The sequence below is a fragment of the Morganella sp. TYF_1 genome (assembly GCF_043105645.1).
GTDB classification, from domain to species: Bacteria; Pseudomonadota; Gammaproteobacteria; order Enterobacterales; family Enterobacteriaceae; genus Morganella; species Morganella morganii_B.
In genome coordinates this window covers 34,002-59,637 of the sequence record NZ_JBICLU010000017.1, presented here as the reverse complement: position 1 = coordinate 59,637, position 25,636 = coordinate 34,002, and the positions used below count along the sequence as shown (strand labels likewise).

Sequence of the window (25,636 nt, the reverse complement as noted above, 5' to 3'; positions counted from 1 at the left end):
TACGATTCAGCCGGGTTGTTTTGCATCAAAAAATGAGTGTATGAAAAGCAGATTATTGATCCCGTCAGTGGCAGACGGCATCGGCTCATGGGAAAATAGTGACCAGCTCAATATTATGATCAGGAAAAGGGGTTAACGTTATCAGACGCAGCGCATTCAACTACCTGATAAACGGCGAAAAAACCACACCGCCGTCAGTGAATGATCACTGTGTCAGGAAGAAACTCAAAAACAGTCAGTGTGATAACTGCGCCGCCTGCTGCCCGGCAGATGCGGTAACGTTCGGCTATCTCGACGTCAATATTGATAATGACCGCTGTTTTCAGTGCGGAAACTGCCTGTTTGTCTGCCCGTCTGATGCCATTGAACACATCCCTGTCCGTGAGCGCAGTTACAACAATAACGGGCAACTGGTGATTGAGAAGAAAGAAACCCCGGCCAGCGCGGAAGAGTTACTGGTCTGGCACCGGCAATACCATATCCGCGGGATGCAGATCGCCGAACCGGAAGTTGATAACTGGCTGCCGGTACTGGTAGAGCTCAATCTGCGCCTGAAAGCCCTCGGGGAACCCATCTGGCAGCTGGCCATTATTCCGCCGCCGCCGGTGGATACCGGAAAACGTTTTGCATTGTTCCGGCAGAAAACCGTCAGTACGGGGCTGAATACCGGTCGCGCCAAAACCGGCCTGAATGAGCGCAAAAAACTCTGGCCGGATGACAGCTGGTTCGATGTGCTGCCGGATACGGAAAAGTGTATTTTATGTACCGCCTGCGCGGCAGTGTGTCAGGAAGGGGCGATCACCATTGCGGATAATCAGTTTACCGTGGATAAGACAAAATGCAGCGGCTGTATGAGCTGCCGCGATGTCTGTTTCCCGAAAGCGATCGATGTCATAACGCGGGCAGAAAAAAACAGTCAGCCGGTCCGCTATGCGTATTTCGATGCTCACTGCAGCAGTTGTCATCTGCCTTTTATGAGCTGGCAGCCGGGACAAACATTATGTCCGGTATGCCGTTCACGGAAGGAAAAAGGCTGGCTGTAACGACAGAGATAAAAAAAGCGCCAAAAGGCGCTATTTTTATCTGTATATCATATGATTACAGCGGACGGCGCACAAAACCGATGGCGTCGTGTACTTTATCCAGGGTGACCTGTGCGCGGGCAGAGGCTTTCTCAGCACCTTCTTTCATTACACGGTTCAGTAACACATCATTGTTACGGATTTCGTGATAACGGGTCTGTAACTCTGTCAGCATACCGGAAACCGCATCCGCCACCGCACCTTTCAGGTGACCGTACATCTGGCCTTCAAATTCCGCTTCCAGCGCAGCAACCGGTTTACCGGTCACACCGGAGAGAATATCCAGCAGGTTGGAAACACCCGGTTTGTTTTCCAAATCATAAATCACGCGTGGCGGCTCTTCGGAGTCTGTTACCGCGCGTTTGATTTTCTTCGCTGCTGATTTCGGATCTTCCAGCAGGGCGATCAGGTTGTTACGGTTGTCATCAGACTTCGACATTTTTTTCGCCGGATCCTGCAACGCCATCACACGGGAGCCGCCCGCCGGGATAAACGGATCCGGCACCACAAACACATCACCGTAAATGGCATTGAAGCGCTGCGCGATATCGCGGCTCAGCTCCAGATGCTGTTTCTGGTCGATACCGACCGGCACCTGGTTAGTCTGATACAGCAGAATATCGGCGGCCATCAGCACCGGATAGTCAAACAGACCGGCGTTGATGTTTTCGGCATGACGGGCAGATTTATCTTTAAACTGTGTCATGCGGCTCAGTTCGCCGAAATAGGTGTAGCAGTTCAGCGCCCAGCCCAGCTGTGCATGCTGCGGCACATGGGACTGTACAAACAGCGTATTTTTTGCCGGTTCCAGACCACAGGCCATATAGAGCGACAGTGTATCCAGTGTGCGTTTGCGCAGCTCCGCCGGATCCTGACGGACCGTGATCGCATGCTGGTCAACGATGCAGTAAATGCAGTCAAAATCATCCTGCATCTTCACCCACTGGCGCAGTGCGCCCATGTAGTTACCGATGGTCAGTTCACCGGAAGGCTGTGCGCCGCTGAATACAACGGGTTTGTGTGCTTTGGTGTTAGTTCCGCTCATGATTATCCTTCCTGATGAGTTAACGGAGGCAGCCCGAGTGCAGGCAGCAGACCCGCGAAGTCGGACAGTACGCAATCCGGATTGCTGTCCGCAATCGGAATACCGTAGTTGTAGCCGTAGGTCATGCCGACACAGGGACATTCCGCTGCCCGTGCCGCCAGGATGTCATTGCGGGAATCCCCGACAAACAGCATCTCTTCCTTACGCAGCCCGAACTCACCCAGCGTCAGGTAGAGCGGCGCCGGATGCGGCTTCTTATTTTTCACATCATCCCCGCCGAGCACGACAGAGAAAAATTTATCCAGACCGGTTTCAGCCAGCAGCGACGGAATAAACTGAGACGGTTTGTTGGTCACGATCGCCAGATCCAGCCCTGCGTCTGCCATCACCTGCAATGTCTCTGCCACATGCGGAAACGCCGGACTGCCGGTTTTAACCGTCTCAGCATAAAAATCATCAAACAACTGACGGCATTTTGCGTGCAGTGCAGCATCAGGTTTTTCACCGGTTGCATGAATCAGGGCACGTTCCAGTAACATATCAACGCCGTTACCGACCCAGACAGAGGCCATTTCACGGCCCGCTTTCCGGTAACCCAGTGCTTCCAGTGCGCGATCAGTCGCTTCCGCCAGTCCCTGAATACTGTCAGTCAGTGTGCCGTCCAGGTCAAATGCAACGGCTTTAATCCCTGTGAATTGCTGTACTGCTGTTTTGTCTGTCATGCTGAAACCTTTGTTAATTCTTTACGCATATCATCAATCACGGCTTTGTAATCCGGTTTGCCGAAAATCGCAGAGCCGGCCACAAACATATCCGCACCGGCCTGCGCCACTGCCGCGATATTTTCAGTCTTAATGCCGCCGTCAACTTCCAGGCGGATGTCACGGCCGCTGGCATCAATGCGGCGGCGAACTTCTTCCACTTTTTTCAGTGTTTCCGGAATAAAGGACTGACCACCGAAGCCCGGGTTGACCGACATCAGCAGGATCAGATCCAGTTTATCAATCACATAATCGAGGTAACTGAGCGGCGTGGCCGGGTTGAATACCAGGCCCGGTTTGCAGCCGCATTCGCGGATAAGCTGAATGGTGCGATCAATGTGCTCGCTCGCTTCCGCGTGGAATGAAATGTAGGTTGCGCCCGCTTTAGCGAAGTCCGGCACAATGCTGTCCACCGGTTTTACCATCAGATGCACATCGATCGGCGCAGTAATACCGTAATCACGCAGCGCCTTACACACCATCGGCCCGATAGTCAGGTTCGGGACATAATGGTTATCCATCACGTCGAAGTGAACCACATCGCCGCCTGCGGCGAGAACCTTCGCGGTGTCTTCCCCCAGACGGGCAAAGTCAGCAGATAAAATGGACGGAGCAATCAAAAACTCTTTCATTCCTGTTTCCTCTTAATAAGACGCCGCCGGGTTCAACGGCTTACTGTCCGCGGTAAAGCGCCAGTAATTCATTCACTTTCTGGCGGTTAAGTGTATTGCGGCTGATAGTGCGGCGCACTTTGACAATATGCAGTTGCGCCTGATGATACCACTCCCGCGTCAGCGGGGTATCATGATTCGAGATCAGAACCGGAACTTTGCGATCCGACGAAAGCATTTGTGCCAGCTGTGCCAGATTCTGCTGCTCCGGTAACCCGAATCCGCTGGTGTGATACGCCGTAAAATTGGCCGTCAGTGATAACGGCGCATAAGGCGGATCACAATAGACAATATCCCCGGTACCTGCATTCTCCATGCTGGTCACATAAGACTGGCAGACAAACACGGCGTTGCGGGCTTTTTCCGCGAACCACAGCAGTTCGGCTTCCGGGAAGTAGGGTTTGCGGTAGCGCCCGAAGGGCACATTAAACCGGCCTTTGGAATTATAACGGCACAAACCGTTATAACAATGGCGGTTCAGATAGAGAAACAGAATGCTGCGCTCGAAATGATCCGTGCTCTGATTAAACCGTTCCCGCAGCGCATAGTACTGTAATTCATCATTAAACTGCGGTGTGAACAGTTTGCGGGATTCATCGATAAATTCCTGAGTCCGCTGCTTTACCATGGTGTAGAGGTGGATCAGGTCACTGTTGATATCCGCCAGCACATAGCGCGGATAATCTGTATTGAGAAAAACCGACCCCGCGCCGACAAAGGGCTCAATAAGACAATCACCCTCCGGCAGATGCCGTTTTATTTCATCTGCCAGAGTGTATTTTCCGCCGGCCCACTTCAAAAATGCGCGTTGTTTCTTCATGCTGTCTGTAATCATTGCTCAAAAAGGCCAGAGCCGCCGATTCTGCTCTGTTTCAGACAGCAAATCAGCACCTGACGGAATCCGTGTTTATTATTTCATGTCCTGATGCACTTGCTGCATCTTTCTGACCCACGGTTTTTTCCCCTGAATTTCGGCAGGCAGACGCTCAACTTCCCGTTTTGCATCCCCGACTGTCGGGAAATTACCGTATACCAGGACATACCACGATTTTCCGTTACGTGTTGTCTCATAAACCTGATAGTTGGATAACCCGTGCTTCTGCGCAAAGGCTTTCAGCGTATCCGCACGGCTCGCGCTGCTCAGCTGCAGGGTATAGTTCCCGGCAGGCGCTTTGGCGATCGCAGTACTGCTTTTTGACGGAGCCGGTGCCGCTGTGGCCGGTTTGGTGGTTTCACGCGGTTTAGCCGGTGTTGCCGTGGTGGTTTTCACCGGCTGCGGTTTCACCTGCTGTACCGGTTTCTTCGGCTCTTCCTGCGGGGTGACCACCGGCGGCAGATTATTCATATTCTGCTGCGCCGCATTATTGATACCCGCCTGCGTATTTCCCTGATTCAGGGCATCGTTAATATCCCCCGGGATATCCACGCGCTGACCGGTACCGGTTGTATGTGACGGCGGCTGTGCCTGTGTCGGCAGATTATTGATAGCCGGGAGATTCACGCCGGTCTGTGACGGTACCGGTTCGGCTGGCTGTAACTGTGTTGCACCGTCATTGCTGCCGGTACCAAGGGTAATCGGGCGTTCGCCGTTTTGTGCCTGCTGTGGTGCTTCCGGTTCTGACGGCGATTTCAGCGCAGAGCTTATCGCGATAATCAGTAACACCAGGACCACAACCGCCACGCCGATCATCATCTGCTGGCGGGAGACGGCAAACTTAGGCCGTGACTGCTGCGGGCGCGGACGCGGGTTACGGCGTTCAGGGCGCTCCGGTCTGTCAGATGCATCCGGACGGATAGCGTCATCATCCGGCTGGCTGAAAATCTGTGGTTCTTGCTTTTCGGGTTTAAAGCCGTCCATTTTGCCCTCCCATCAGAGCAGAAACTGTGTCTTTGGATATAACAGAAGAGAACTGACGCCCGGTGTGTGCGTCACATGCGTAGTGTAACCATTTTCCCGGCACTCAGCGAGACAGATATCAAAAAACTTCTGTCCGCCGCTTCCGTTATACGGACTGAATGGCAGCCAGCACCTTGTCATGCGGGATATCCGCACGGACAACCGACCGGCCGATCGTTTCCGGAACAATCAGATGCAGTTTACCGCCCTGCACTTTTTTATCCCGCATCATGTGCGGCAGATAGGCATCCGCCGCCATGGATTCCGGTCCGCGCACCGGCAGCCCGGCGCGGGTAAGCAGTGCAATAACCCGCTCAGTTTCTTCCGGGCGGAAGATCCCGAGCAGTTCAGCCGTGCGTGCAGCCATCACCATCCCTGCGGCGACTGCCTCGCCGTGCAGCCAGACACCGTAGCCCATTTCCGCCTCAATGGCGTGGCCGAATGTATGACCGAGATTCAGCAGTGCGCGCAGCCCGCTGGTCTCTTTTTCATCCGCAGCCACCACCTGTGCTTTCAGCTCACAGCAGCGGCGGATGCAGTACGCCATCGCCTGCGGCTCAGGGGCCAGCAGACGGTCGATATTGTTTTCCAGCCAGATAAAGAAATCGTGATCCAGAATAATGCCGTATTTGATGACTTCCGCCAGCCCCGAGGCCAGTTCACGGCGCGGCAGGGTATTCAGGCAGTCGAGATCAATCACCACACTGACCGGCTGCCAGAAGGCACCGATCATATTTTTACCCAGCGGATGGTTCACGCCGGTTTTACCGCCGACAGACGAATCCACCTGAGACAGCAGCGTGGTCGGCACCTGGATAAAACGGACACCGCGCTGGTAAGACGCTGCCGCAAATCCGGTCAGATCACCGATAACACCGCCGCCCAGCGCAATCAGCGTGGTATCACGCCCGTGATTGTTTTCCAGCAGTGCGGTAAAAATACGGTCAAGGGTGGTCAGGGATTTATACTGCTCGCCGTCCGGCAGGATCACGGAATCCGCCTGCACACCGGCGTGCGCAAGATTATCGGTCAGTGTCTGAAGATACAGCGGGGCAAGGGTTTCGTTGGTAACGATCATTGCACGCTGACCGGCGGTCAGCGGCGCAAAGGTGCCGGAGAGGGAAAAGAGACCCGGAGCAATTGAAATAGGATAAGCACGCTCACCCAGAGTCACAGTCACTTTTTCCATGGCACCTCCGCATGTTGCCGGTAAAATGAAATTAACTGTTGGTTTCTAACAGTTCAATGATTTGGTTTGCAACCACTTTTGCACTCTGATCATCGGTATGGATAGTGATATCCGCGATCTCTTCATACATCGGATTACGTTCATCGGCCAGTTTGACCAGGACTTCCCGGACCGGCTCATCGACCTGTAACAACGGGCGCTTTTTATCACGCTGTGTCCGGGCCAGTTGTTTTTCAATATTGGTCTCAAGGTACACAACCACACCCCGCGCAGACAGGCGGTTGCGGGTCTCCCGTGACTTGACGGAACCCCCGCCGGTAGCCAGGACGATACCCTGCTTTTCAGTCAGTTCATTGATGATTTTTTCTTCACGCAGGCGAAAACCTTCTTCACCTTCGACATCAAACACCCAGCCCACATCGGCTCCGGTGCGGCGTTCAATTTCCTGGTCGGAATCAAAGAATTCCATATTTAATTGCTGAGCCAGCTGACGACCAATAGTACTTTTGCCGGCACCCATCGGGCCGACAAGAAAGATATTGCGTTTCTCTGCCATGTTTTTGGTATAACTAAGAATATTCGTTAATGATAACCCGCCCCGCTCACCCGATCAGCGGCGGGACCTCAAATGAAACCTCATGAGTGAATCTGCGTGAGTAACCTGAAATTATCTCAGCACATTCTGCCCGATTGCAACCATACCGGCACGAAACCGGAAAGATATCTCAGGTGCTGCTGTGTGACGCCTGTCGCAATCCGGCCTCTGAACATCCGCACATACTATCATAACGCCTGCGAAAAACCGCGCCTTATATTTCCGTGAATCCTCCTGAAAACAGGAGCTGTGCAGAAACATAAGGCGCGATCTGAGAATCAGGACGTTGTCCGTCAACGGATTAACGGCATATTTTACGGCGGCAGTGATTTCATACCTGCTAAATTTGCTAACTCTTGTATGCTAAATCGTTGCAATCGTCAAATGTATAACACCGCAGAGCCGGTAAAAAAATCCGTTATTCTGCGCATATTTTCCGTGAACAATGATACAACTCACTGATACTTATACAATTACTAAATATCGATCAACTGCGGTGTAATGAATATCACTAATTCACGGCGGCTGAGTTTATCGTATTGATGGGTAAAAAGCTTTCCCATCAATGGGATCGACGATAAATACGGCACTCCGGTTACCTGTCTGCCTTTATCCTGCTGAAAAATCCCTCCGAGGATCAGCGTTTCCCCGCTGCGGACAATCACCTGTGTGCTGATTTCCTGCTTATCAATGGAATACTGCTCACTGCCGTTCTGCATCAGCGCCACCCCGGGGGCATTGCGGCTGATATGCAGTGTCAGACGCACTTTATTATCCCGCAGAATCTGTGGTGTCACCTCCATGCCCAGCACCGCCTCACGGAACTGCACCTGTGAACCGGACTCATGGTTTTGTGTGGTGTACGGAATTTCCGCCCCCTGTTTGATACTGGCGGGATGTTCATGCGCCGTGGTCAGGCGCGGGCTGGCGACAATATCCAGCTGCTGTTCCTGCTCCAGCGCACTCAGTTCCATCTCCAGCAGACGCCCGCCGAGACGGGCGATATTGAAGGTGAACGTATTGTTCCCCCGTGCCTGATGCAGCTGCAGGCGGTTGCCGGACTCCGGTGACGGCAGTACCGTTCCCCATTGCAGCCCCAGCTCATGCAGCCCCTCCCGCGAGCCGGACACAATATGTGCCGTAATCTGTACCTGCTGCTGCGGCTGATCCATCTGTGCCAGCCAGGCTTCCGTCCGCGACAGCACATCCGCCTGTGCTTCTATAAAGAGGGAATTTGTCAGCGCATCGGCCTCCGGCATTTTATTATCCGCAAACCATTCCCCGTGATGCTGTTTCAGCAGAGCCAGCATGTCCGCCACATCCGCATATTGCAGGGGAAATGTGCGGCTCTGACTGCTTTCCGGTATCAGCGGCGGATCGTACATCACGGGAAATTCTGTCAGCGCAGCCGGTTCCTCATTAATAATGACAGGCTGAAAAAGATCCCGCGGATGCTGCCCGCCAAAAGCAGCCGCTGCCAGCAACAGGCTGCAGCCGGTGATCAGCCGGGCCGCTGACGTTGCATTATTCATCATCATGCCATTCCTTTTCCGGATCCGGTGAATCCGCGCCCGGTAATGCCAGATGCAGTGTCATCTGCAATAACGGCGGGGATGAGGAGATTCCGGGTGTCAGCGGGTGCAGCGAGAGCCGGGTGATCGGCAACGGAGTCAGCGCTCCGCTGAGGGTATCGAGCAGCACCGCCAGCTCCGGGTAATGCGCCTCAAAGGTCAGCACCCAGCGTTCCGGCTGTTCCGGCGGCTCCTGCTGCCAGCCGGTCAGCAGCGGCAGCGCATCTTCGGGCAGCAGGGTAAACAGCGGCGGGATATCCGGGGGCGGCAGAACCACCGTTTCCGGCACCTGCTGTTCTGACAATGCTGCCAGCCTCTGCAACTGCCGGCGCTGTATTTCCGTTTCTCCGGCTGCCGGCTGCAGATAAAAACACCAGAACACCACACCGGCTGATAACCAGATCCCGGTCATCACTCCCCACTGCACGCGCCGGTACTGCGCACAGCGCCATATTGTGTTCAGATTCATGACCGGCTCCCCCCGGTCACCAATATAAACTGCCGGATACCGGCTGTTTTGTGATGTTGCAGATTGATCAGCCTGAGCGGCATCAGCCCCGATGCAACCTGGTGTAATAAAGGATGCGAAGGCGCGATCACCTGATGGCGGTTCACCGACAGGACATGGCGCACACTGTTTTCTGTATCATACTTTTGCCGCTCTGCCTGATAACGCGCCAGCCAGGCATCTTCCGGCAATTGCGCCTGCAAAAAAACCAGCAAATCCCGGAAACGACGGTTTTCCTGTGCGGTTTGCTGCTGCCGCAGATTTTCCGCTTCCGCCTGCCGCTGTACCGCGCGCTGACGGGCAAATTCAGCCCGCTGCGGCTCAAGACGGATTTCCCGCTCATCAAATGCGGCCTGTAACACCACCAGATGCTGCACATTCAGTGAATGAAGCAGATAAACCGGCAGCAGTGCGAATAACAGCACACTTCCTGCTATCAGAAACCGGACAACCATCCGGCGGCAGATTTGCCGTTTCAGCCGGGAGCGCCAGGCGGTCAGGTTCACCCGGTGTGTCATAACCTGTCCTCCCCGCAGAGCACCATCCCAGCCGCCGCCGCATAACCCGGCGGGACATCATCTGCCTCCGCATTGCGGTAACGCAGGCATTCCGGCTGCCATGCCGGCGGCAGCAGTGCAGTATCATGCAGGCAGCACAGCTCCGCCTGTGAATCATCAAAACCCTGTGTTTTCAGCTCCGTCAGCAATGACGGCAGCGTCAGATCAGCCCGTCCGCTCAGTACCGGCTGCGTTTCACCGGCTGTCCAGCAAATACTGTTCCCCTGGCGGAAAACCAGCCAGTCCTGTGCAGCCACACCCCGGGTGCGGGCAAAACAGCGCAGCGCACAGGGAATAATGCCGAGCACCGTCAGATCCGCACGGAGTTCCGCCACCAGCGACAACCACTGCTCACGGACAGTGCGGTGCAGCGCCGTCAGAATAATATCGCCGGAAAACCGCCGGTAATCATAGATAAGATCCTGATGACGTCCCGGAAATGTGCGCGCCAGCCAGGCTTCAATCAGCGGCACCACGGCAGACTGCGCCGCACGGCTCTCCGGCAGGCGGATCTGCTGCTGAAGACAGAGTGATACAGGCAGTGCCGCCCGGCAAACCGGCCGCCCGCAGATCCGCCGCCGCCATGGCGCCAGTGCAGCCGCAACCGCAGACAAACCGGGCACACCGTTTTCGGCTGATTCCGTTTCCGGCAGTATCAGCGTGATAAAATCCTCAAAACACCACCTCCGGCGTGCGCGCCGCGCCAGTGCTATCCTGATTTCCCCGTCCTGAAGCGAAATTCCCGCCATCCGTGAAATAATCCGCATAAATCATCCCTGTATTATTGATATGAGAAATACCTTTTTTCTCTTAATTTTCTGCTGGTTATAAAATACGTATTCAAGAAACGCATGAACCTTTATACTACAGGGTCGCTGTTTATAAACTGTCCACCACACGGCTAACGGAAATTTTCAGGTGAAGTTCTTAAAGTATTTATTGATCTTTGTTGTCTGTTGCATTTTTCTTGGAGCAGCATCGATATACGGCATGTACAAATATGTCGAGGCAGATCTGCCCGATGTGGCTACGCTGAAAGATGTCAAATTACAGACCCCAATGCAGATCTACAGTGCGGACGGCGAACTGATTGCCCAGTTCGGTGAAAAACGCCGGATTCCGCTGACACTCAGCCAGATCCCGCCGATGGTAAGGAATGCCTTTATCGCGACGGAGGACAGCCGTTTCTATGACCATCACGGAATCGACCCGATCGGGATTTTCCGTGCCGCCTCTGTTGCCATGACCTCCGGACGGGCATCACAGGGCGCGAGTACTATCACACAGCAGCTTGCCCGTAACTTCTTCCTGAGCCCGGAAAAAACCGTTATCCGTAAAGTAAAGGAAGCGTTCCTGGCCATCCGTATCGAGCAGATGCTGACCAAAGATGAAATTCTCGAACTGTATCTGAACAAAATTTACCTCGGTCAGCGCGCTTACGGCGTGGGGGCTGCGGCCTATGTCTATTTCGGTAAAAGCCTTGATCAGCTGACACTCAGTGAGATTGCCGTGATCGCCGGGCTGCCGAAGGCACCGTCCACCTTTAACCCGCTTTACTCCAAATCCCGTGCTCTGGCCCGCCGTAATGTGGTGCTGACGCGGATGCTGGAAGAGAATTACATTACCCGCGCACAGTATGATGAAGCGCGCAATGAGCCGATCGACGCCCGTTATCACGCCCCGGAAATTGATTTTTCCGCGCCGTATCTGGCGGAAATGGTACGGATGGCCATGATTGAAAAGTACGGTGAAAATGCCTATACCGATGGCTATAAGGTCTACACCACCGTTAAACGCAAAGATCAGCTCAGTGCTGAAGATGCGGTTCATACCGGTATCATCGACTACGACATGCGCCACGGTTACCGGGGCGCTCAGCAGGTATTGTGGCCGCAGAACAGCGCGGCATGGGATACAGAGCAGATCCTGAGCAAACTGAAAACATTACAGGTCTACGGTCCGCTCAATCCGGGTGTTGTGCTGAGTGCGGATGCTAACCGCGCACAGGTGATGCTCAAAGACGGCTCCACCATCGATCTGACCATGGACAGCATGCGCTGGGCGCGTAAGTTTATCTCTGATCGCGCTATGGGCCCGACACCGCGTGCGGTAAACGGTGTGGTGCACGCCGGTGAGCAGATCTGGGTGCGTCAGAATAAAGACCGCTGGATGCTGGCACAGATACCGGATGTCAACTCTGCCCTGGTGGCGCTTAATCCGACAGATGGTGCGGTGATCGCACTGGTCGGCGGCTTTGATTTCGAACTGAGCAAATTCAACCGTGTCACCCAGTCTCTGCGTCAGGTGGGCTCCAGCATCAAACCATTGCTGTACACCGCCGCGCTGGATAAAGGGCTGACACTCGCCTCCCTGCTCAATGACCTGCCGATTGTCCGTGCCGACGGCGCAGGCCCGGACTGGCGGCCGAAAAACTCACCACCGCGTTATGACGGCCCGATCCGTCTGCGCCAGGGGCTGGGACAATCGAAAAACGTGGTGATGGTGCGGGCCATGCGGGCAATGGGCGTGAATTATGCCGCCGATTATCTGCTGCGCTTCGGCTTCCCGGACAGCAACATTGTCCGGACAGAATCCATGGCGCTCGGCTCATCCTCCTTCACCCCGATGCAGATGGTGCGCGGCTACGCCGTGATGACCAACGGCGGCTATCTGATCGACCCGTATTTTATCAGCCGGATTGATAACACTGAAGGCAAAGCCCTGTTTACCGCAGAGCCGAAAATTGCCTGTCCGCAGTGTACCAACATCCCGGTCATTTACGGTGAAGGCTCACATGACTTGGAAAGCAGTCTGAATAAAGATGCGCTGGAAAACGATGTGGCGAAATCAGACAGCCAGCCGCAGGAAAATGACCAGCCTGCCGCGCCGGAAGCCGACCTGGAAAAAGCACCGCTGGCAGGAAGTGATTCTCCGTATGCACCGCATGTGGTCAGCACTCAGGTGGCCTTCCTGATCAAAGACGCCATGAACTCCAATATCTATGGCGAACCGGGCTGGAGCGGAACCGGCTGGCGGGCAATGCGGGATATCAAACGCCGCGATCTCGGCGGCAAAACCGGAACCACCAACAGTTCAAAAGATGCCTGGTTTGTCGGCTACGGCCCGGACATTGTGGCGGCGGTCTGGATTGGTTTTGATGAAAACGCCCGTGACCTTGGTCGTGGTGAGGCCGGTGCGAAAAGCGCTCAGCCAATCTGGAACGACTTTATGAAAGTCGCACTGGAAGGTGTGCCGGAGCGTAAAGACCCGCCACCGCCGGGAATTATCTCCGTTCAGATCAACCGCAGCACCGGTAAACTGGGCTCCGGCGCCAATTCCCGTTCCGAATACTTTATCAAAGGCACCGAGCCGACAGATTACGGCGTGTCGGAAGTGGGAACGACGATTATTCAGCAGGACGGCGGTTCGGAAGAACTGTTCTGATTAAGCGGATAAAGACAGAAGGGCTGCCTGCGGGCAGCCCTTTTTTTCAATCGCTGTTACTTAACACAAATGCATGTCTTTTTTCGATGATTAACGCTGACCGATTTGTGTTAAAAATAGCTTAGTGGCCGGTACGCTGTAAAAATTGCTGCGCCAGGAACAGCGCGGTAATATTACGCGCTTCGTTAAAATCCGGATGCGCCAGCAGATCCATCATCTTACTGACCGGCCAGCGCTCCTGAACCAGCGGTTCCGGCTCATCGCCCTCCAGCTTTTCAGGATACAGCCCTTCCGCCAGCAGGATATTCATCTGCCCGGAAAAATAGGACGGAGACATGGTAACGCGGCGCAGAGGTGTCAGTGTGCGGGCACCAAACCCGATTTCTTCTTTCAGCTCACGGTTAGCGGCAGTCAGCATATCCTCACCGGGATCGATCGCACCTTTCGGGAATCCCAGCTCATAGCTGTCCACACCCGCCGCGTATTCCCGGATCAGGATAAGCTCGTTATTTATCACAGGGACAATCAGGACAGATTCACGGGTTGCAGGGCGCATACGCTCATAAATCCGTTCCGCACCATTACTGAATTTCAGTGCAACAGACTGGACAGTAAACAAACGGGATTGGGCAACAGTCTCGATGCGGATAATTTTCGGTTTTTGTAATTCTGCCATGTATGCCTCTGTACGTAATATAAAAACGCAGTACAACCATACAGCGTAAAACTGTACAGGGTGAAACAGTACCGCTTTGCGAATAAGTAAAAACCGGGGTAAATTCCCGGCTCACTCACTTATTGCTCTGCTTCATATTACCCGTTCCTGAGACAAAGAAAAGCACCGGGCGGGATGACTAAATAACGGTGACACACAGCATAATCAGCAGGTAAAAGTGAAAATAATCAGTTATAACAGACTGTTATTTAAAATAATTCTTTTTGCATAATCAGAAAAGGCCGATTTTTTAACGGCTTCCTTCACTGTTATGCTGCACAGGCAATTACAACGGGGAAAAAATGACTATCACCTTCATTATAACAACCGCTCTGGTGATCGGTTGTCTTATAATGGTTTTGGTTATCAGCCGCCGGCGGAAACAGCGCCGGGCGGGTTATGTGTTACCTTCACTGGCCAGTCTGACACACCACCGCCCGGGTGCCTGTGAAATTCAGGCCATTGAGCGCCATCTGACCCGCGCTGCCCGGCAGGCGGTCAGTAATGACCTGCATTTTACATTACCGGCTTTCCCCAAAAAAAGTGATCACGTCTATCGTCTGTGCAACCGCATCACCCGGTATGCCATCCCGGAGAAAAACGGGCAGCAGTGGCATTACTACATTGAAGGCAATGAAGTTTATCTGCCTGCGGTTCTGGATGAATTTATTCAGACCACAAATGTCATTGATGTGATGTTTACTGCCGGAATACCGATGATTGTCGGGCTGAACGGTCATGACTTACGTGAGTTTACTGACGACTATGCGCTGGCAGAGCCAATGACAAAAAATAATGACGTACCGGTACAGGCCGCGATACTGACTAACAGCAATGCTGATATTCAGTTTCTCGGCACACGCAGAGAGAGCCGGCAGGAATATAACCTGCAGCACAGTCACGGGTTTATCAGCGGTACGCTGATTATCTGCGGCGTGCTGACGGCACTCACTGCGGTCTTTATGCCGCCGTTTTTATTTTACTGGATGATCGCCGCCGGTGCCGGACTGCTGTTGCCGGGTATCATATTATCCCTGATCCCGATCAGTAACCGCCGCCGTCTGCGGGATATTCAGTGCTACCGGGGGATCCCGAAACGCTGGGGTCTGTTCGGTGATTTTGACCACAGCCAGAAGCACAGCATTTCACTCGGCGGTATCGACCTGATTTACCCGCGCCACTGGGAACCCTGGCTGCATCAGGATCTGGGCACGGTCACACAGATTGAAATGTATGAAGACCAGCAGGTTGTCCGCCAGGGGAAATATCTCTCCCTGCGCGAGGAAGCCACCCGCTTCCCGTATCGCCGTTACGGAAAAAATCTGCTGATCGCCCTGACCAGTGCCGTAGCCCTGCTGGTTCTGGCCTGTAATCAGCCGGTCAACCTGCCGGTGAAACTGGCACTGAACTGGCTGACCGGTACAGAAACCAAGGTCTCCACGAATTTCAGCGAACTCCAGAATATGCCGCTTTATGTGGGGGATTTTCTGGAAGCCAAAGGCGTGGGGATGTGTTACATGCCGCCGAACCTCTCCGCGCAGGACAAACCTAATTTCCGCGCGTTTGACTGCTCCGGTATCTACTGGAACAACGCCTCTCCGCTCCCGGTTCCCGAGTCCGAACAGGTTGATCGCGCCGCCGCACTGCTTGCCGAACTGAGTAACCAGCTGCATCCTGATGCCGGGGCCCGTAAGGTGAACGACAGTCTGCGCAATGTTATCACCCGCTCCGGGATGAGCCTGCTGGACGACTTTTCCTCACTGGTACTGAAAACCCAGGCGTTATGTGAATTTGAAAACAGTGACTGTGTGCGGCTGAAAAACGCCCTCGTCAATCTGGGAAATTCCCCGAACTGGGAAAATTTATTAGCCCGCGCCAAAGCCGGTAAACTGGAGCAATCGAATGTTTTATTGCGTCCGGCAAGTGCCGAGGCCTTGGAAAAGCTGGTTATCGCCACCACATCTACAGCTATAAACAAAGAAGTGGAAAATGCGGCAATGCGGCTGAACAGTCCGCCGCCGGGTGGGGTGCTGCTGATCAGTGATGAAGGCAAATCCCTGGTGGAGAACGCCCCTGTCAATGAACAGACTGAGGAAATGCCACCGCTGGCGCACTGGCAGTCCCTGCAGAAGCTCTCCAATATGCTGCTGCACACCCCGTTTGAGGTTCAGGGCATTGTCACGGGTGTGTCTGTGGATGCCAACGGCACCCGTCATATCCTGCTGCACTTTCAGCCGGATAGTCTCATGCTGGCGCGGTTTATCGGCAGCTGTATTTTACTGGCCGTCTTTTCCCTTCTTGTCATTATCAACGGCATCTATACGTTTATCCGCTGGCGTCAGCGCCGCCGCCGGATGACGGATATCCGCCGTTATTACGACAACTGCTTCCGGCACGACTACCCTTCTTCTGAGGTGCAGCCGTAACGGCTGCACTGTCTGTCACGGAGTAACCATGCAACAGGCTTCACAGGTCACAGAGCCTGTCCGCCTTGATAAATGGCTCTGGGCGGCACGGTTTTATAAAACCCGCTCTATCGCCAGAACCATGATTGACGGCGGCAAGGTTCATTATAACGGGCAGCGGACCAAGCCCGGAAAACTGGTCGAAAACGGCGCGGTTATCGTCCTGCGTCAGGGAAATGATGCACGGACAATCCGCGTGCTGGGGATCACGGACAAGCGCCTGAGCGCGCCGCTGGCACAGACACTCTGGGAAGAAACCCCGGAGAGCATTGAAAAACGTGAAAAAACGGCACTTGCACGTAAAATGAATGCCCTGACGATGCCGCACCCGGAACGACGTCCTGATAAAAAGGAACGACGGACATTGTTGAAATTTAAACACAGTAATTCAGATACCGCTGAATAACCGGCGGTTAAGACGAGAGAAAATTATGTCTGCACGACAAGATACATTACACCGGTTCCTGTTTAACAAAAGTGATGTCCGGGGAGAACTGGTCAATGCTTCCGGCACATTACAGCAGATTCTGGATAACCATCATTATCCGGAGCCTGTCCGCCGCCTGCTCGGTGAACTGCTGGTCTGCACCAGCCTGCTGACCGCGACCCTGAAATTTGAAGGGGATATCACCGTTCAGATCCAGGGGGACGGCCCGGTCCGTCTCGCTGTGATCAACGGTAACGACCGCCAGCAGATGCGCGGTATCGCCCGCATGAACGGCGATGTGCCTGCCGGTGCCGGTTTCCACGACATGATCGGCAAAGGTTTTATGGTCATCACGATTACGCCGCGTCAGGGTGAGCGTTATCAGGGTATTGTGGCGCTGGAAGGGGATACCCTCGAAGCATGCCTGGATGCCTATTTCCGTCAGTCTGAACAACTGCCGACCAGCCTGTTTGTCCGCGTTGCGGAACACGACGGTAAAATGCAGGCTGCCGGGATGCTGTTACAGGCCCTGCCGGCATCGGCAGAAGCCCGTACGCAGGAAGAAACACAGAACATGTTCAGCCACCTGATGCAGCTGACCGCCACTATTTCTTCTGATGAACTCTTTACCCTGGATGCCGAAACCATCCTGTACCGTCTCTATCACGAAGAAGACGTTATGCTGTATGAACCGGCACCGGTAGCGTTTCATTGCGGTTGTTCCCGCGAACGCTGCGCAGATACGCTGGTCACCCTGCCGGAAGACGATGTTAATCATATTTTGCAGGAAGATGGCAAAATTGATATGGAGTGTGAATATTGCGGCGCTCATCATATCTTTGATGAACAGGATATTCATGAAATCCGCACTCAGAAAAACGCTTCTCTGCACTGATTCGTTTTAGCTGACGCAACACCAGGCCGCACCGGGCTCCCCGGATGCGGCCTTTTTGTTTATTTTTTCTTATGGTATCGAGCCAGCTCACAAAATAAAGCCAAATAAACTCCGGATTTTCATTTATTTGATAGCAATCGCTGTTAACCAGTCGTAAACAATTATGATATGCGGAGATATTCCGACAACCCGGAGGCTTTGGATGAGCGTAAAAACGATGGCTGTGAATGAACTGGAGCAGTATGGTATCCGTGATGCCGCAGAAATAATTTATAACCCGAGTTATGACTTACTTTTCGATGAAGAAACCCGCCCCGGCCTGACCGGTTATGAACACGGTGTCGTCACCGCCAGCGGCGCGGTCGCGGTGGACACCGGCATTTTTACCGGCCGCTCACCGAAAGACAAATATCTGGTCAGAGATGATCTCACCCGCGACACCGTCTGGTGGGCGGATCAGGGAAAAGGCAAAAATGACAACAAACCGCTGTCACAGGACACCTGGAATTCCCTGAAACACCTGATCACCAACCAGTTATCCGGCAAACGCCTGTTTGTGGTGGATGCCTTCTGCGGCGCCAATGCCGATACCCGCCTGAAAGTCCGCTTTATTACCGAGGTTGCCTGGCAGGCACACTTCGTCAAAAACATGTTTATCCGCCCGGATGAAAACGAACTGCATGATTTTGAACCGGACTTCATTGTGATGAACGGCGCGAAATGCGTGAATCCGGACTGGCAGGCACAGGGACTGAATTCAGAAAACTTTGTGGCGTTCAATCTGAGTGAGCGCATCCAGCTTATCGGCGGCACCTGGTACGGCGGTGAGATGAAGAAAGGTATGTTCTCCATCATGAACTATCTGCTGCCGTTACAGGGCATTGCCTCCATGCACTGCTCGGCAAACGTGGGTGAAAAAGGGGATGTGGCGATTTTCTTCGGCCTGTCCGGCACCGGTAAAACCACCCTCTCCACCGACCCGAAACGCAAACTGATCGGTGATGATGAACACGGCTGGGATGATGACGGTGTCTTTAACTTTGAAGGCGGCTGCTACGCCAAAACCATCAATTTATCTGCGGAAGCGGAGCCGGATATCTATCACGCCATCAGCCGCGACGCGCTGCTGGAAAACGTGGTTGTCCGTCCGGACGGCAGTGTGGATTTTAACGACGGCAGCAAAACCGAAAACACCCGGGTTTCTTACCCTATCTATCATATTGAAAATATTGTTAAACCGGTCTCCAAAGCGGGTCACGCCAGCAATGTGATTTTCCTGACCGCCGATGCCTTCGGCGTATTACCGCCGGTGGCGGAACTGACACCGGAACAGATGCAGTATCATTTCTTATCCGGTTTCACGGCTAAGCTGGCAGGTACGGAACGCGGCGTCACAGAGCCGACACCGACGTTCTCAGCCTGCTTCGGTGCGGCATTCCTGACACTGCACCCGACACAGTACGCCGATGTGCTGGTCAAACGGATGAAAGCCGCCGGGGCAAAAGCGTATTTAGTGAACACCGGGTGGAACGGAACCGGAAAACGTATTTCAATTAAGAATACTCGTGCTATCATAGACGCCATTCTTAGTGGGGATATTGATAAAGCGGCGAAACATACGCTGCCGGTCTTTAATCTGGCCATTCCTCACGAACTGCCGGGTGTTGACAGTCATATACTCGACCCGCGCAACACGTATGATAATGTGGCGCAGTGGCAGGAAAAAGCGGAAGACCTTGCAGGGCGGTTTATAAATAACTTTGATAAATATACCGACACGCCGGCAGGTCAGGCTCTGATTAGTGCAGGGCCTTCGCTGTAACCGGATAACAAGAAAAGTAGTGTGAGCAACACAGTAGCCCCGGGTCAGATGATCCGGGGCTTTCTGTTTTATTGTGCAGGCGGCAGGTCAAACAGCAGGATTTCACTGTCTTGCGCGGCGTTCAGGCTGATTAACGATTCATCCCATACCGCCACACCATCACTGGTTTTCACTGTCTGGTCATTAACAGTCAGCTCACCTTTCACCACCTGGATCCAGATCATCCGTCCGCTCTGAGGCTGATATTCCTCCGCTTCACCGGCAGCCAGTGTCCAGCGCCACAAAGTCATGTCCTGAAAGACTTTCAGCGAACCGTCACGGGCATCCGGGGACAACACCAGCTGGCGACCGTTCGCCGCATCAAACCGGCGCTGCTCATAGCGCGGGGTCAGACCGATTTTTTCAGGGATAATCCAGATCTGATACAGATGCAGCGGATTATCATTATCCGGATTATATTCCGAGTGGCGGATCCCGGTTCCGGCGCTCATGATCTGGAACTCACCGGCAGGCACCTGTTCTTTATTCCCCATGCTGTCCTGATGCTCCACCGCACCACCCAGCACATAGGTCAGAATTTCCATGTCTTTATGCGGATGGGTGCCGAACCCCTGGCCTTCCGCGATAAAGTCTTCGTTAATGACCCGCAGGGCAGAAAAACCCATAAAATCCCGGTCATAGTAATCGGCAAACGAAAAGGTGTGCCAGCTGTCGAGCCAGCCGTGGTTGGCATGGCCGCGTTCATTTGCAGGGCGTACATAGATCATTATTTTTCTCCTCAATCTGATGAGGATAAGTTTACGTCCTGCCGCTAATTTCACCAGTAGCCGGGTTTAACGCAAGGATTCAAAAAATTTGAATAAGTAGAGAGAGGGGGATACGGAGATAACCATTAAAACCATCTTCTTTCAGACCCGGGCTGCGGGATAACCGGCAAAGCGGAAAGTCGCTGACACATCCCTGTCCGCTCGGATCGCGCCATCCATGGCGCTTTACGCTTTCCTTTTTTTTGCCGGTTAACCCCTCATGCACTTCAACTCCGTCAAAAACAGAAAAACAGAAAAACAGAAAAATTAATCTGCTAAATCATCCGGTTTGTGGCAAGGCGGCGAAGTGAGGATATCCCCGGGAGCATACATCAGTATGTGACCGGGGTAGCCGAACAAAGCCAACACAGCCACAGGCCGGAGGATGACGCAGAAAAGCCAACGCACCTGCGGCGCGAATGGATAAGGGGAAAAAGGGGGAAAAAAAAAGCCAGCACAGGGCTGGCTAAATAAACACTGGAAGCAATGTGAGCAATGTCGTTCTTTCATCTGAACCCTGAAGGTGGTCATCTGAAAGTGATTTGATGATAATAGTTCTCAGTATCATTTGTAAAGCACTTTTTGCTCAATATTTCATATAATCACTGCTGTTTTCTGTTAACTCACTGATACGGTGATTTATTTTAATAAAATTAAATAATTCCATAGCGTTATCAGGGATTAAACATCCGGTGAAAACGGCAGAGCCTGCGCACATGCCCACGCTGAACTCCACGCCCACTGGAAGTTATAGCCGCCGAGCCAGCCGGTAACATCGGCCACTTCGCCGATAAAATAAAGTCCCGGCACATCACGGGCTTCCATCGTTTTGGAGGAAAGCGCCTGCGTGTCCACGCCACCGAGTGTGACTTCGGCGGTCCGGTAACCTTCTGTGCCGTTCGGCTGCACCTGCCAGTTTTGTAACTTCTCTGTGATTTCCTGCTGTACGGCTTTGGATAACTGGTTCAGCGCAGTATCCGGCAGGTCACCGGTTGCCTGCAAACACTCCACCAGCCGTTTTGGTAACAGCTTTGCCAGTGCATTACGCAGGCTCAGATTCGGGTGTTTTTCCCGCTGCACGGTGAAAAACTCCGCCAGATCGGTGCCCGGAAGTAAGTTAATGCTCACATACTCACCGGGGTGCCAGTAGCTGGAGATTTGCAGAACCGCAGGGCCGGACAGGCCACGATGGGTAAATAAGATATTTTCCGCGAAGCGGGTGCCATCCTGTGCGGTGACTGTGGCAGGCACTGCCACGCCGGACAGCGTCTGTAAGGCTTCCAGCAGCGGTTTATGCAGCGTGAAAGGGACCAGCGCGGCACGGGTCGGCAATACCGGCAGGCCAAACTGCTCCGCGAGGCGGTAACCCAGCGGTGTCGCACCCAGCCCCGGCATCGATAATCCGCCGCTGGCCACCACAAGTGAGTGAGCGCTCACAACCTTTCCGTTTACCGTCACACAGAAATCATCTCCCTGTTTCTGTACCTCCGTCACTTCGCTGCGCAGGCGGATAACCACATTTCCCTGCTCACACTCCGCCAGCAGCAAATCAACTATCTGTTGTGCGGAATCATCACAGAAAAGCTGGCCGAGGGTTTTTTCGTGATACGCAATCTGATATTTCTGCACCAGGGCAATAAAATCCCACTGTGTGTAACGGGCAAGTGCCGACTTACAAAAATGCGGGTTTTTACTCAGGTACGCCGCCGGTTCGGTATACAGGTTAGTAAAATTACAACGCCCGCCGCCGGACATCAGAATTTTCCGTCCGGCTTTTTTGCCGTTATCCAGCACCAGTACACGCAGCCCGCGCTGCCCTGCCTGTGCGGCGCAAAACAGTCCGGCGGCACCGGCGCCGATTACAATCGCGTCAAACTTTTCCAAAATAGTGTTCTCTGTGTCTTAAAATGTGGAGAAATTCCGATAAATGTCTTAAATTTGTCATAATGATTAAATAAGGCCAAAAATTTATTCTTTTCAAAAAAGGAGTCTAATCCGATGATATACAAGGATTAATAATTTCTTAAGCTGATTTGATAAAGGTATCAAATCAAAAAAAGGCCATATTTCACTTCCCCGGGACGCATTTGTCGCTGATAATGCGCCGCGTTCATGTCCAACAACTGGCTTAACGTCTATGCTACATCTATTTACAGGCCTGGAATTTCACACCGGCCTTTTGTTAGTACTGGCACTGATCTTTGTGCTGTTTTACGAAGCCATCAACGGCTTCCATGATACCGCAAACGCGGTAGCAACTGTTATCTATACCCGTGCAATGCGCGCACAGCTTGCTGTCGTCATGGCGGGTGTGTTTAACTTCCTCGGGGTACTGCTCGGCGGTCTGAGCGTGGCGTATGCGATCGTGCATCTTCTGCCCACGGACTTACTGCTGAATGTCAGTTCGGCCCATGGTCTTGCCATGGTCTTTTCCCTGCTTCTCGCCGCTATCATCTGGAATCTGGGCACCTGGTACTTCGGTATCCCGGCCTCAAGTTCTCATACCCTGATCGGCGCCATTATCGGGATCGGCCTGACCAACGCAATTGTGACCAACAGTTCCGTGGTTGATGCGCTGAATATTCCGAAAATGATCAGCATTTTCCTTTCTCTGATTCTGTCACCGCTGGTCGGCCTGGTGATCGCCGGATTAATGATCTGGTTCCTGCGCCGCTACTGGAGCGGCACGAAGAAACGCCGCCGTATCCACTTAACACCGGCAGAACGTGAGAAAAAAGACGGCAAACGCAAACCGCCATTCTGGACGCGTACCGCCCTTATCCTTTCCGCAGTCGGCGTCAGTTTCTCACACGGCGCAAACGACGGGCAGAAAGGTATCGGTCTGATTATGCTGGTTCTGATTGGTGTCGCCCCTGCCGGCTTTATGGTGAATATGAATTCCAGTGATTACGAAATCGCCCGTACGCGCGATGCGGTGGTCAACCTGGAGCAGTATTACACCACGCATAAGGATGCACTGGCACACGCTATTGAGCTGACCCCGGCACTGAACACGGAGAATACCGTTCTCAATGAACAGTTCCACTGTGACAGCTCGCGTACCGGTATCGTATTGAGACAGGCTCAGGATCTGCTCGGTAATATTCATACCTATGATGATTTATTACCGGAACAGCGCAGCCATATGCGCCGTCTGCTGATGTGTATTTCGGATACCGCCGCAGAAGTGGCGAAATTACCGGAAACCAAACCGGAAGATGCGCGTTTCCTGAAACGTCTGTCCAATGACCTGCTGAATACCGTTGAGTATGCCCCTATCTGGATCATCATTTCTGTCGCGCTGGCGCTCTCTCTGGGTACCATGTTCGGCTGGAAACGTGTTGCAGTGACTATCGGTGAGAAAATCGGTAAGAAAGGCATGACATACGCCCAGGGCGTGTCTGCGCAGGTCACCGCGGCGGTCTCCATTGGTGTGGCAAGTTATACCGGGATGCCGGTGTCCACCACCCAGGTGCTCTCCTCTGCGGTGGCAGGTACGATGATTGTTGACGGTGGTGGTGTTCAGACCAAAACCATCAAAAACATCATGCTGGCCTGGATCCTGACACTGCCGGTATCCATTATCCTGTCCGGCACACTCTACTGGATCTCCCTGCAGATTATCTGACAGCAGGTTGCCATCCTCTGAAACTGAAAAGCCTGACACGTGTGTCAGGCTTTTTTTTGCATCCGGTTACCGCTTACGGCCAGATAATCATCATCAGCAAAGAGGCAATCACAATCCCGCATATCGCACTGATCATGGTGAACTGACGGCGGATACGTCCGCAGCGTAAAATCACTTCAGGATCATGATGAGTGAGATATTCCCGCTGATTAATATAGCGGATAAGGCGCAGCTGTTTCTGCCACTGGGTGTGGTCAGTAAACGCATTATTGCCGCCGACAGCGTGGTAAAGCAGCGGGTCGCTGTCACGCAGGACGAAGAGTAATGCCCGGGTGGATGAATAAAACCGGATCATGTTAATCAGACAAAGAAAACATAACGCCCAGAACAGTGTAAGTATACTGAACATAATCCACTCCTTAGACTATCTGCGGAGAAGGAACCGGTGATATCAGTGTCTATCACATCATACTGACAGTATTTTATGTATTCAGTATGGACAATGCTGTGAAGTTCCACAAACTCTCGCATTCTTTCACGATAATCTTCTGAAAATATCCGTTTTGCCACACTCCGCCTTGTGAGAAGTGCGCAGACTGGTATATCTTATAAATCAGATATTCTCTGCTGCTGATAAAAGCATTGAGTTGTGATCAGCATTACACTCTTTAATGATATTAAGCAGTTATAGTATTCATAAAGGATAGCGGCGCAAGCCCTGCCAACCCCTTAACCTTTTGAACGGAAGGAGTTTCTTATGGCATATAAACATATTCTGGTCGCAGTCGATCTTTCGCCTGAAAGTGAAGTGCTGGTAAGCAAAGCAGTTTCTATGGCAAAACCTTACAACGCCAAAGTTTCTCTGATCCACGTTGATGTCAATTACTCTGACTTATACACCGGACTTATCGATGTAAACCTGGGTGATATGCAGCAGCGTATTACTGAAGAAACCAGTAATTCACTGAAAAACCTGGCGAAGAACTCCGGTTATGAGATTCAGGAAATGCTCAGCGGCAGCGGTGATCTCGGTCAGGTATTAGTCGATGCCATCAGAAAATATGATATGGACCTGGTTGTCTGCGGACACCACCAGGATTTCTGGAGCAAACTGATGTCTTCCGCCCGCCAGCTGATTAACACCGTTCATGTCGATATGTTAATTGTTCCGCTGCGGGATGATGATAACGCATAATCCTCTGCTGAAAAATTATTCATATAAAATGCCTGCTTATGCAGGCATTTTTTTTGGCTGAAAATGCGGCTGCCGGATCCGCCAAAAAGGCCGTCAACGAATTTTTTTTGTTATATATGAAAAAAACAGCTTGAAAACAGGATATAAACAAGAGATAAATTCAAGTGGTAAATGCAAACACATCTCACATTATTAGAAAAATAAAACAAAAATGTCCGGGATACCTCACAAAGTAACGTAACCCGATATCATTTGTGTCACAGATATGACGTACGCGAAAATGTTCCGGAGAACCTGCCCCGGGAGATGAGTGCGGCCTGCATAACTATTGCATGAATGAGAAGGGCATGACAGACAGGAAAT

23 protein-coding genes are annotated in these 25,636 nt (G+C 52.8%); 8 read left to right on the top strand and 15 right to left on the bottom strand.

The genetic code is table 11. The annotated features are described in order from the left end of the window. Positions 1 to 197: 197 nt before the first annotated feature. On the top strand, positions 198 to 1,043 hold the full coding sequence (locus ACF8OF_RS08490; RefSeq protein WP_392496331.1) for a 4Fe-4S binding protein: 846 nt from the start codon (positions 198 to 200) through the stop codon (positions 1,041 to 1,043). A 55-nt stretch (positions 1,044 to 1,098) separates the two neighbouring features. On the opposite strand, the gene trpS is transcribed toward ACF8OF_RS08490, so the two are convergent. The 11 genes from trpS to ACF8OF_RS08435 all read right to left on the bottom strand — a co-directional run bounded on the left by trpS (position 1,099) and on the right by ACF8OF_RS08435 (position 10,643). Further along, entirely contained in the window at positions 1,099 to 2,127 is a 1,029-nt protein-coding gene (gene trpS / locus ACF8OF_RS08485; protein ID WP_392496330.1) for a tryptophan--tRNA ligase, read from the bottom strand. Between the two features lie 2 nt (positions 2,128 to 2,129). Further along, positions 2,130 to 2,849 (bottom strand): phosphoglycolate phosphatase, encoded by a 720-nt coding sequence (locus ACF8OF_RS08480; RefSeq protein WP_108655835.1) that lies wholly within the window; start codon positions 2,847 to 2,849, stop codon positions 2,130 to 2,132. Further along, the gene (rpe, locus tag ACF8OF_RS08475; protein ID WP_262860894.1) at positions 2,846 to 3,520 is read right to left on the bottom strand and encodes a ribulose-phosphate 3-epimerase; all 675 of its coding nucleotides are present in this window, start codon (positions 3,518 to 3,520) and stop codon (positions 2,846 to 2,848) included. The genes ACF8OF_RS08480 and rpe overlap by 4 nt, the downstream gene beginning before the upstream one ends. 40 nt (positions 3,521 to 3,560) lie before the next feature. Further along, a complete protein-coding gene (gene dam / locus ACF8OF_RS08470; protein WP_025151607.1) occupies positions 3,561 to 4,379 on the bottom strand; it encodes an adenine-specific DNA-methyltransferase in 819 nt (272 codons plus the stop codon). A gap of 90 nt (positions 4,380 to 4,469) precedes the next feature. Further along, positions 4,470 to 5,417 (bottom strand): SPOR domain-containing protein, encoded by a 948-nt coding sequence (locus ACF8OF_RS08465; RefSeq protein WP_392496329.1) that lies wholly within the window; start codon positions 5,415 to 5,417, stop codon positions 4,470 to 4,472. 145 nt (positions 5,418 to 5,562) lie between these two features. Continuing rightward, positions 5,563 to 6,645: a 3-dehydroquinate synthase gene (gene aroB / locus ACF8OF_RS08460; protein WP_392496328.1), complete on the bottom strand. Its 1,083-nt coding sequence runs from the start codon at positions 6,643 to 6,645 to the stop codon at positions 5,563 to 5,565. A gap of 31 nt (positions 6,646 to 6,676) precedes the next feature. Then, positions 6,677 to 7,201: a shikimate kinase AroK gene (aroK, locus tag ACF8OF_RS08455; RefSeq protein WP_004237896.1), complete on the bottom strand. Its 525-nt coding sequence runs from the start codon at positions 7,199 to 7,201 to the stop codon at positions 6,677 to 6,679. Positions 7,202 to 7,716: 515 nt separating this feature from the next. Beyond that, a complete protein-coding gene (locus ACF8OF_RS08450) occupies positions 7,717 to 8,778 on the bottom strand; it encodes a secretin N-terminal domain-containing protein (protein WP_392496327.1) in 1,062 nt (353 codons plus the stop codon). Further along, a complete protein-coding gene (locus tag ACF8OF_RS08445) occupies positions 8,765 to 9,280 on the bottom strand; it encodes a hypothetical protein (RefSeq protein ID WP_392496326.1) in 516 nt (171 codons plus the stop codon). The genes ACF8OF_RS08450 and ACF8OF_RS08445 overlap by 14 nt, the downstream gene beginning before the upstream one ends. Continuing rightward, positions 9,277 to 9,837: a hypothetical protein gene (locus ACF8OF_RS08440; protein ID WP_392496325.1), complete on the bottom strand. Its 561-nt coding sequence runs from the start codon at positions 9,835 to 9,837 to the stop codon at positions 9,277 to 9,279. The genes ACF8OF_RS08445 and ACF8OF_RS08440 overlap by 4 nt, the downstream gene beginning before the upstream one ends. Continuing rightward, on the bottom strand, positions 9,834 to 10,643 hold the full coding sequence (locus ACF8OF_RS08435) for a hypothetical protein (RefSeq protein WP_392496324.1): 810 nt from the start codon (positions 10,641 to 10,643) through the stop codon (positions 9,834 to 9,836). Before ACF8OF_RS08435 ends, ACF8OF_RS08440 begins: the two co-directional genes overlap by 4 nt. Positions 10,644 to 10,794: 151 nt before the next feature. Between ACF8OF_RS08435 and mrcA the strand changes: the two genes are divergently transcribed. Next, the gene (mrcA, locus tag ACF8OF_RS08430) at positions 10,795 to 13,320 is read left to right on the top strand and encodes a peptidoglycan glycosyltransferase/peptidoglycan DD-transpeptidase MrcA (RefSeq protein ID WP_392496323.1); all 2,526 of its coding nucleotides are present in this window, start codon (positions 10,795 to 10,797) and stop codon (positions 13,318 to 13,320) included. Between the two features lie 121 nt (positions 13,321 to 13,441). On the opposite strand, the gene nudE is transcribed toward mrcA, so the two are convergent. Further along, the gene (nudE, locus tag ACF8OF_RS08425; RefSeq protein WP_262861093.1) at positions 13,442 to 13,996 is read right to left on the bottom strand and encodes an ADP compounds hydrolase NudE; all 555 of its coding nucleotides are present in this window, start codon (positions 13,994 to 13,996) and stop codon (positions 13,442 to 13,444) included. Positions 13,997 to 14,337: 341 nt separating this feature from the next. On the opposite strand from nudE, the gene ACF8OF_RS08420 reads away from it, so the two are divergent. From ACF8OF_RS08420 to pckA, 4 genes are all read left to right on the top strand, one after another. After that, positions 14,338 to 16,461 (top strand): IgaA/UmoB family intracellular growth attenuator, encoded by a 2,124-nt coding sequence (locus ACF8OF_RS08420; RefSeq protein WP_392496321.1) that lies wholly within the window; start codon positions 14,338 to 14,340, stop codon positions 16,459 to 16,461. Between the two features lie 28 nt (positions 16,462 to 16,489). Next, the gene (hslR, locus tag ACF8OF_RS08415; protein ID WP_262861095.1) at positions 16,490 to 16,906 is read left to right on the top strand and encodes a ribosome-associated heat shock protein Hsp15; all 417 of its coding nucleotides are present in this window, start codon (positions 16,490 to 16,492) and stop codon (positions 16,904 to 16,906) included. Between the two features lie 25 nt (positions 16,907 to 16,931). Then, complete coding sequence (hslO, locus tag ACF8OF_RS08410) at positions 16,932 to 17,822, top strand: Hsp33 family molecular chaperone HslO (protein ID WP_262861096.1); 891 nt, start codon at positions 16,932 to 16,934, stop codon at positions 17,820 to 17,822. 202 nt (positions 17,823 to 18,024) lie between these two features. Further along, positions 18,025 to 19,644 carry a phosphoenolpyruvate carboxykinase (ATP) gene (gene pckA, locus ACF8OF_RS08405; protein WP_279797024.1) on the top strand — a complete coding sequence of 540 codons (1,620 nt, stop codon included), beginning with the start codon at positions 18,025 to 18,027 and terminating at the stop codon, positions 19,642 to 19,644. Positions 19,645 to 19,712: 68 nt separating this feature from the next. On the opposite strand, the gene ACF8OF_RS08400 is transcribed toward pckA, so the two are convergent. Both ACF8OF_RS08400 and ACF8OF_RS08395 read right to left on the bottom strand, forming a co-directional pair. Continuing rightward, on the bottom strand, positions 19,713 to 20,411 hold the full coding sequence (locus ACF8OF_RS08400) for a pirin family protein (RefSeq protein ID WP_392496319.1): 699 nt from the start codon (positions 20,409 to 20,411) through the stop codon (positions 19,713 to 19,715). A 720-nt stretch (positions 20,412 to 21,131) separates the two neighbouring features. After that, positions 21,132 to 22,334, bottom strand: a complete 1,203-nt coding sequence (locus tag ACF8OF_RS08395; protein ID WP_392496317.1) for an NAD(P)/FAD-dependent oxidoreductase — start codon at positions 22,332 to 22,334, stop codon at positions 21,132 to 21,134. A 253-nt stretch (positions 22,335 to 22,587) separates the two neighbouring features. Between ACF8OF_RS08395 and pitA the strand changes: the two genes are divergently transcribed. Continuing rightward, on the top strand, positions 22,588 to 24,078 hold the full coding sequence (gene pitA, locus ACF8OF_RS08390; RefSeq protein ID WP_025154892.1) for an inorganic phosphate transporter PitA: 1,491 nt from the start codon (positions 22,588 to 22,590) through the stop codon (positions 24,076 to 24,078). Between the two features lie 73 nt (positions 24,079 to 24,151). Here pitA and uspB read toward each other — a convergent pair whose 3' ends face one another. Next, entirely contained in the window at positions 24,152 to 24,487 is a 336-nt protein-coding gene (uspB, locus tag ACF8OF_RS08385) for a universal stress protein UspB (RefSeq protein ID WP_025154893.1), read from the bottom strand. Between the two features lie 348 nt (positions 24,488 to 24,835). Between uspB and uspA the strand changes: the two genes are divergently transcribed. Then, on the top strand, positions 24,836 to 25,273 hold the full coding sequence (uspA, locus tag ACF8OF_RS08380) for a universal stress protein UspA (protein WP_004904570.1): 438 nt from the start codon (positions 24,836 to 24,838) through the stop codon (positions 25,271 to 25,273). Positions 25,274 to 25,636 lie beyond the last annotated feature (363 nt).

What these genes read in the sequence shown, in the direction of transcription:
- rpe (WP_262860894.1), bottom strand. Translation starts at nt 3,520, where the DNA reads ATGAAAGAGTTTTTGATTGCTCCGTCCATTTTATCTGCTGACTTTGCC.
- trpS (WP_392496330.1), bottom strand. Translation starts at nt 2,127, where the DNA reads ATGAGCGGAACTAACACCAAAGCACACAAACCCGTTGTATTCAGCGGC.
- nudE (WP_262861093.1), bottom strand. Translation starts at nt 13,996, where the DNA reads ATGGCAGAATTACAAAAACCGAAAATTATCCGCATCGAGACTGTTGCC.
- ACF8OF_RS08465 (WP_392496329.1), bottom strand. Translation starts at nt 5,417, where the DNA reads ATGGACGGCTTTAAACCCGAAAAGCAAGAACCACAGATTTTCAGCCAG.
- dam (WP_025151607.1), bottom strand. Translation starts at nt 4,379, where the DNA reads ATGAAGAAACAACGCGCATTTTTGAAGTGGGCCGGCGGAAAATACACT.
- uspA (WP_004904570.1), top strand. Translation starts at nt 24,836, where the DNA reads ATGGCATATAAACATATTCTGGTCGCAGTCGATCTTTCGCCTGAAAGT.
- aroK (WP_004237896.1), bottom strand. Translation starts at nt 7,201, where the DNA reads ATGGCAGAGAAACGCAATATCTTTCTTGTCGGCCCGATGGGTGCCGGC.
- pitA (WP_025154892.1), top strand. Translation starts at nt 22,588, where the DNA reads ATGCTACATCTATTTACAGGCCTGGAATTTCACACCGGCCTTTTGTTA.
- hslR (WP_262861095.1), top strand. Translation starts at nt 16,490, where the DNA reads ATGCAACAGGCTTCACAGGTCACAGAGCCTGTCCGCCTTGATAAATGG.
- ACF8OF_RS08440 (WP_392496325.1), bottom strand. Translation starts at nt 9,837, where the DNA reads ATGACACACCGGGTGAACCTGACCGCCTGGCGCTCCCGGCTGAAACGG.
- ACF8OF_RS08435 (WP_392496324.1), bottom strand. Translation starts at nt 10,643, where the DNA reads ATGCGGATTATTTCACGGATGGCGGGAATTTCGCTTCAGGACGGGGAA.
- ACF8OF_RS08450 (WP_392496327.1), bottom strand. Translation starts at nt 8,778, where the DNA reads ATGATGATGAATAATGCAACGTCAGCGGCCCGGCTGATCACCGGCTGC.
- ACF8OF_RS08445 (WP_392496326.1), bottom strand. Translation starts at nt 9,280, where the DNA reads ATGAATCTGAACACAATATGGCGCTGTGCGCAGTACCGGCGCGTGCAG.
- aroB (WP_392496328.1), bottom strand. Translation starts at nt 6,645, where the DNA reads ATGGAAAAAGTGACTGTGACTCTGGGTGAGCGTGCTTATCCTATTTCA.
- ACF8OF_RS08480 (WP_108655835.1), bottom strand. Translation starts at nt 2,849, where the DNA reads ATGACAGACAAAACAGCAGTACAGCAATTCACAGGGATTAAAGCCGTT.
- ACF8OF_RS08400 (WP_392496319.1), bottom strand. Translation starts at nt 20,411, where the DNA reads ATGATCTATGTACGCCCTGCAAATGAACGCGGCCATGCCAACCACGGC.
- uspB (WP_025154893.1), bottom strand. Translation starts at nt 24,487, where the DNA reads ATGTTCAGTATACTTACACTGTTCTGGGCGTTATGTTTTCTTTGTCTG.
- ACF8OF_RS08420 (WP_392496321.1), top strand. Translation starts at nt 14,338, where the DNA reads ATGACTATCACCTTCATTATAACAACCGCTCTGGTGATCGGTTGTCTT.
- hslO (WP_262861096.1), top strand. Translation starts at nt 16,932, where the DNA reads ATGTCTGCACGACAAGATACATTACACCGGTTCCTGTTTAACAAAAGT.
- pckA (WP_279797024.1), top strand. Translation starts at nt 18,025, where the DNA reads ATGAGCGTAAAAACGATGGCTGTGAATGAACTGGAGCAGTATGGTATC.